The 6,387-nt window shown below is 69.0% G+C and carries 5 protein-coding genes, 1 other RNA gene and 1 pseudogene; 2 read left to right on the top strand and 5 right to left on the bottom strand.

What is annotated here, in order from left to right; all coding sequences use genetic code 11:
* A pseudogene (locus tag RWM17_RS11110) lies at positions 1 to 280 on the top strand (hypothetical protein); the annotation flags it as partial.
* 250 nt (positions 281 to 530) lie between these two features.
* On the top strand, positions 531 to 2,027 hold the full coding sequence (locus RWM17_RS11105) for a hypothetical protein (protein WP_314103681.1): 1,497 nt from the start codon (positions 531 to 533) through the stop codon (positions 2,025 to 2,027).
* 217 nt (positions 2,028 to 2,244) lie between these two features.
* Here the strand turns inward: RWM17_RS11105 and ssrA are convergent.
* From ssrA to prfB, 5 genes are all read right to left on the bottom strand, one after another.
* Positions 2,245 to 2,622: a transfer-messenger RNA gene (gene ssrA, locus RWM17_RS11100) on the bottom strand.
* Between the two features lie 84 nt (positions 2,623 to 2,706).
* A complete protein-coding gene (gene smpB, locus RWM17_RS11095; RefSeq protein ID WP_209560535.1) occupies positions 2,707 to 3,183 on the bottom strand; it encodes an SsrA-binding protein SmpB in 477 nt (158 codons plus the stop codon).
* A 145-nt stretch (positions 3,184 to 3,328) separates the two neighbouring features.
* Positions 3,329 to 4,243 carry a permease-like cell division protein FtsX gene (gene ftsX / locus RWM17_RS11090; protein ID WP_314103679.1) on the bottom strand — a complete coding sequence of 305 codons (915 nt, stop codon included), beginning with the start codon at positions 4,241 to 4,243 and terminating at the stop codon, positions 3,329 to 3,331.
* Complete coding sequence (ftsE, locus tag RWM17_RS11085; RefSeq protein ID WP_123547268.1) at positions 4,240 to 4,983, bottom strand: cell division ATP-binding protein FtsE; 744 nt, start codon at positions 4,981 to 4,983, stop codon at positions 4,240 to 4,242. The genes ftsX and ftsE overlap by 4 nt, the downstream gene beginning before the upstream one ends.
* Positions 4,984 to 5,138: 155 nt before the next feature.
* Positions 5,139 to 6,245, bottom strand: a complete 1,107-nt coding sequence (gene prfB, locus RWM17_RS11080) for a peptide chain release factor 2 (RefSeq protein WP_314103676.1) — start codon at positions 6,243 to 6,245, stop codon at positions 5,139 to 5,141.
* Positions 6,246 to 6,387: the final 142 nt, after the last annotated feature.

Below are 6,387 nucleotides of genomic sequence, written 5' to 3'. Positions count from 1 at the left end.
GCCGACGGCGCCGACCGATCCCTCGACGCCGCCCGTCGATCCGGGGTCGGGCCCCGTCGGGCCAGGCACCGTCACGCCGGTCGCGCCCGGTCCGGGAGCAGGCACGGCACCCGGCGTCGGGAACGGCGGCAGCACGCCGGCCGGTCGCGCCGGTCTCGCGTTCACGGGCTCGGAGAGCGCCTGGCTCGCGAGCATCGCGGCCATGCTCCTCGTGGCCGGCATCGGTGCGGTCTCGGTCGCGCGCCTCAGGACGGGCGGCGGTCGACACCAGCGTCGTTGACCGAGTGGTGACCGGACGGGCACGGCGAACTCGCTGTGCCCGTCCCGTGTCCCCCATCTGGACCACCCGGCTCGTCACCCGTTCGAGGGCCGAGACCATCCGGCGGACCACCCGACGGACCCGGAAATGCGGGCCGGATCTCCTTAGGCTCTCCACAGGGGCCTCGTCTGGGTGCCCCACGCATGTCCCCCGGCGCTGGGCTAGGGCGATGAGCACTGTCGCTCCATCTCCTACAGAAAGCACCAGGTACGTGATCACCAAGTTCTCTTGGCGTCGCGCGCTCGCCGTTCCGGCTGCGCTCTCGCTCGCCCTCGGTGGGGTCCTCCTCACCTCCACCGCCGCCTCCGCCGCTGTCGGCGACCTCGTCGTCACGAGTCCTGCGGAGGGGTCGACCACGACCTCCCGCGACGTGGACATCGTGGGTTCGGCCGTCGCCGGTTCGTCCATCCGTGTCTTCAGCGACACGACACGCACCACCCTCCTCGGCTCGGCGACGACCGACCGCACCACCGGTGCCTTCACGGTCGACCTGCCGGCCTACGCGGAGACCGCGTCCTCGCGACAGAGCGTCTTCGTCGACGGCATCGCCGGCGGCAGCGGCTTCTCGGACGCCAAGACGGTGGCCTTCCGCCTCCCCATCTCGAAGTTCCTCACCGTCGCGACCCCGACCGAGGGCCAGGTGCTCGACACGCGCACCGTCACCTTCTCGGGCACCGCGTCCGAGGGCTCGACGGTCGTCGTGAGCAACGCCGCGGGCGAGCTCGGACGCCAGAACCTCGGCAACGCCACGTCGTACGCGATCACGTACACCTACGCCGACACGTCGGCGGCGGCCCAGTCGGTCACCGTGAACGGCACCCTCGGCGGCAGCGGCATCACCCCCGTGACCCGTGCGTTCTCGATCCCGGCGCCCGTCGTCGCTCCGGCTCCCGCCAAGGTCGTCGCACTCGACACCCCCGTCGCGGGCACGACGACCGCGAGCCGCACCGTGACGTTCTCGGGCACGGCGCCCGTCGGCTCCACGGTCGTCGTGAACGGCCCGACCGGTGAGCTCGGCCGCCAGAACCTCGGCAGCGGCTCGACCTACTCGATCGTCGTCACCTACTCGGACACCGCCCCCGTCGCGCAGACCGTCACGGTCAGCGGCTTCGTCGGCGGCAGCGGCTTCGACAACACCGTCACGCGCTCGTTCATCTTGCCTGCCGTCGCGGCCGTCCCGGTCACCCCGACCGTGCTCACCCCTCCGGTCATCACGTCGCCGATCCCCGACCAGGTCATCGTCGGCTCCGACGTCGTCATCTCGGGCACCGGCACGCCGGGCGACAACATCGCCTACGTGGTCTTCCCGAAGGGCCAGACGCCTCAGTCGTCCGCTCCCTTCGAGGAGGCCATCGCCGACGAGAGCATCGTCGTCGACGCGGCCGGCAACTGGACCACCACCCTCCGCAACGTCGAGGCCGGCAGCTTCACCGTCGTCGCCTTCGCGTTCACGGTCGACGCCGACGGCGTCCTGACCGGCATCTCCGGCGACTCGAACTCGGTCGACTTCAGCGTCGTCGCCGCCACCGCGGTCGCCGCTGCCGTCACCCCCGTCCGCGCCCCGGGCGGCCTCGCGTACACCGGCTCTGAGAACCAGGGCCTCGCGCTGGGCCTGGGCGCTGCCCTGACCCTCGCCGGCGCCGGTCTCGCGTTCGCGGCTCGCCGCCGCGCGAAGCTCGCGACCGTCACGGGCTCCGACTCGGAGTAGTTCGAGGCTGCAGCACGCGACACCGCACCACGCACACGGAGAAGGCCCCCGACCACATCGGTCGGGGGCCTTCCTCGTGTGCCGGCACCGCGCCTCCTGCGGGCTGCCCTGCGGTGTGCCGCGGGCCGTGCACCCACGGAACGACGAAGGCCCCCTCCCGATGCGGGAGGGGGCCTTCGTCGTCGCGACGACGGAACAGAGTGTGACGACGACCCGATGGTGGAGATGGGGGGAATTGAACCCCCGTCCATCGCTGAGATTGCACGCATTCTACGGGCGTAGCCAGATGAGACGTTCTGCTCGGCCCCGACCTTCGCTACTGGCTCCTAGGTCGACGGGCCCAGCCCGAGTGGAAGTCCCGCGTGACCCTCAGGCGTAGTCACGCAGCAAGCCCTCTAGATGACGTCAGGCTCTGGTTAGAAGGCGGTCACCAGACTGACGGACTCCATGTGGCTCTACTGCTTACGCAGCGAGAGCGAAGTCAGTGCGCTTGTTATTGGCACTTATTGTTTTCCAGAGATCGTTTACGAGATAACCCTGGATCCTCGGCCCGCTTCTCGTTCGCACACAGGCGATGTCGAAACCGATCATCCCCATGAGGGGGCCGTTGTCACACTCTGTTGTCTTGTGAAGAACCGTTGTCGCTGTGGTCGAGTCTACCCGCCCGACGCTGTCCGCTCTACTCGCCGAGGTGCTTCCGGGCCGACATCGCCGACTGCGCCTCACGGTTCGCCGTGCGCTCGCGCAGGGTCTGCCGCTTGTCGTACTCGCGCTTGCCCTTGGCGACCGCGATCTCGACCTTCGCCCGGCCGTCGCTGAAGTAGATCTTGAGGGGGATGACGGTGAAGCCGCCCTCCTTCGTCTTCTGCCCGATCTTCACGATCTGCTGCTTGTGCAGCAGCAGCTTCCGCTTGCGCCGGGGCGCGTGGTTGTTCCACGTGCCCTCGGTGTACTCGGGGATGTGCACCGCGTCGAGCCAGGCCTCGCCGGCGTCGACGAAGGCGTAGCCGTCGACGAGCGACGCCCGCCCCTGCCGCAGCGACTTGACCTCGGTGCCGCTCAGCACGATGCCGGCCTCGTAGGTGTCCTCGATCAGGTAGTCGTGGCGCGCCCGACGGTTGGTGGCCACGACCTTCTCGCCGCGTTCTTTCGCCACGCTCTGCCTCCGGTCGTTCGTGGGATGGTCTGCCCGCGATCAGGCAGCCTGTCAGTCTACACAGCCAGGCAGCGAAGGAGGCGCGGTGCAGGCTGACCTGCACCGCGCCTCCTTCAGGCCCCTGCCTCGGGACGCCGCGGCGTCGCTAGACCTTGAGGTACCGCCTGATGGCGACGTTGGCCGACAGCGCCGCCAGGGCGATGCCGATCACGACCACCACCGGCACGACGATCGCGGTCTCGCGCAGCCCGATGAACGGCGTCGAGGCGAAGGTCGTCACGAGGTAGCCCTTGACGAAGAAGTTGACGATCGCGATCAGCGCGCCGCCCGCCAGCACCGAGCCCACCAACGCGGCGATCACGCCCTCGAGGATGAACGGCGTCTGGATGAACCTGTTCGACGCGCCCACCAGCCGCATGATGCCGAGCTCCCGCCGTCGGCTGAAGGCGCTGAGCCGGATGGTGGTGGCGATCAGCAGCACCGCCGCGATGAGCATCAGCACCGCGATGCCGATGGCCGTGTAGCTCGCGGCGTTGAGCACCGAGAAGATCGGGTCGAGGTAGCCGCGCTGGTCGACGACGCTCTGCACGCCGGCGAGGCTCGACAGGCTCTCGGTGAGGACGTCCGACTGCGTCGGGTCCTTGAGGTTCACCCAGAAGGTCTCGTTGAGGTACGACGGCTGCACGAACTCGGTCGCGGGGCTGTCCGCGAACTGGGTCGTGAAGCGGGCGTAGGCCTCGTCCTGCGTCTCGAAGTACGACCTGTCGACGAACGGAGCGAGCACCTGGCTGCTGAGCTGGGCCTCGACGCCGTCGATCTGGTCCTGGGTGGCCTTGGCGCCCGTGCAGTTGCCGGTCGTGTCGGTCTCGGTGCAGAGGTAGACGGCCACCTGGGCCTTGTCGTACCAGTAGCCCTTCATCTGGTTGATCTGCAGCTGGAGCAGGGCCGCGGTGCCGACGAAGGTCAGCGAGATGAACGTGACGAGCACGACGGCGACGACCATCGAGACGTTGCGCCGGAGGCCGCTGCCGACCTCGCCGAGGACGAGTCCGAGTCTCATTCGTCCGCTCCCCTCAGGCTGAGGTCTTCCACACCGATGGCCTGGATGGGCACCGCCTGCGTCTGGTAGCCGCCGTGGCGCTCGTCGCGGAGGATGTTGCCGGCGCTCAGCTCGATGACCCGACGCTGCATCTGGTCGACGATGCCGGCGTCGTGCGTCGCCATGATGACCGTGGTGCCGCCGGCGTTGATCCGCTCGAGCAGTGTCATGATGCCCGCGCTGGTCGAGGGGTCGAGGTTCCCCGTGGGCTCGTCGGCCAGCAGGATCGAGGGCTTGTTGACGATGGCGCGGGCGATGGCCACGCGCTGCTGCTCGCCGCCCGAGAGCTCGTGCGGCAGGCGCTGCTGCTTGCCCACCAGGCCGACCATCTTCAGGACGTCGGGCACCGCCTCCTGGATGAAGCCCTTGCTCTTGCCGATCACCTGCAGGCTGAAGGCGACGTTGTCGAACACGCTCTTCTGCGGCAGCAGGCGGAAGTCCTGGAACACCACCCCGAGGTTGCGGCGGAAGTACGGGACCTTGCGGCTCGAGAGCACGCCGAGCTTCTGCCCGAGCACGTGGATCTGGCCCTTCGAGGGCTTCTCCTCCTTGAGCACGAGTCGCAGGAAGCTGGACTTGCCGGAGCCGGAGGCGCCGACGAGGAACACGAACTCGCCCTTGAGGATCTCGAGGGTGACCGAGTTCAGTGCCGGCCGGGGGTTGCCGGAATACACCTTGGTGACTTCATCAAAACGGATCATGACGGGGATCACCCTATGCGCGGGCTGCTCCGATCGCGGTCGCGACTCGCCCCTCGAACGGGCCTATGGAAGCGCTGGGAGGGAGCGGAGGAGGCGCGGTGCCGTCGCGCACCGCGCCTCCTCCGTGACTCCCCCGCGCCTCGTTCGCGCCCTGCTCAGTCGTCGTCGCGCTTGCGCCAGCGGATGCCCGCGGAGATGAAGCCGTCGAGGTCGCCGTCGAACACGTTCGACGGGTTGTTGACCTCGTGCTCGCTCCTCAGGTCCTTCACCATCTGGTACGGCGCGAGGACGTAGCTGCGGATCTGGTCGCCCCAGCTGGCCGTGATGTTGCCGGCGAGCTCTTTCTTCTTCGCGTTCTCCGCCTCCTTCTGCAGCAGCAGGAGGCGCGACTGCAGCACGCGCATCGCCGCGGCCCGGTTCTGGATCTGGCTCTTCTCGTTCTGCATCGAGACGACGGTGCCGGTCGGGATGTGGGTCAGGCGGACGGCCGAGTCGGTCGTGTTGACGCTCTGGCCGCCGGGGCCCGAGGACCGGAAGACGTCGACGCGGATGTCGTTCTCGGGGATCTCGACCGCCTCCGTCTCCTCCATCAGCGGGATGACCTCGACGGCGGCGAAGCTCGTCTGGCGCTTGCCTGCCGCACCGAAGGGGCTCATGCGGACGAGACGGTGCGTGCCGGCCTCGACGCTGAGGGTGCCGAAGGCGTAGGGCGCGTCGATCTCGAAGGTGGCGCTCTTGATGCCGGCTTCTTCGGCGTAGCTCGTGTCCATCACCGTGGCAGCCATGCCGTGCTTCTCGGCGTAGCGCAGGTACATGCGGAGCAGCATCTCGGCGAAGTCGGCCGCGTCGACGCCGCCGGCCCCCGCACGGATGGTGATGACCGCGGGCCGCGGGTCGTACTCGCCGTCGAGGAGCGTCTGCACCTCGAGCGTGTCCATCATCTTCTGCAGGCTCTTGAGCTCGGCCTGCGCCTCGTCCGCTGACTCCTGGTCGTCGCCGTCGTTGGCCATCTCGACCAGGACGCCGAGGTCGTCGAGGCGCTGCTCGGTGGTCTCGAGCTTCTCGAGCTCGGCCTGGCGGTGGCTGAGCGCGCTGGTGACCTTCTGCGCGTTCTCGGTGTCGTCCCAGAGGTCGGGCGCCGACGCCTGCTCGCTGAGCTGGGCGATCTCGGCGACGAGCCGGTCTTGCCCGATCACGGCCCGGATGTCCTCGAACGTGGCCCGGAGGGCGGCAATCTGCTCAGAGAAGTCCAGTGCGATCATGGTGGTCGAGCTTACCGGGCCGGGGCGCACGGGGCCTGCGCGTCGGGGCTGCCGCCGCCGTGGGCGTCGGGCGTCAGGCGTCGGGCGTCAGCGTCGGCGTCGGCGTCGGCGTCGGGCTCAGCGGTCCGAGCCGCCCCGGGGC

The sequence above is a fragment of the uncultured Frigoribacterium sp. genome (assembly GCF_963515265.1).
In the GTDB taxonomy this organism is placed as follows: domain Bacteria; phylum Actinomycetota; class Actinomycetes; order Actinomycetales; family Microbacteriaceae; genus Frigoribacterium.
This window is presented reverse-complemented; position numbering and strand designations above follow the sequence as displayed.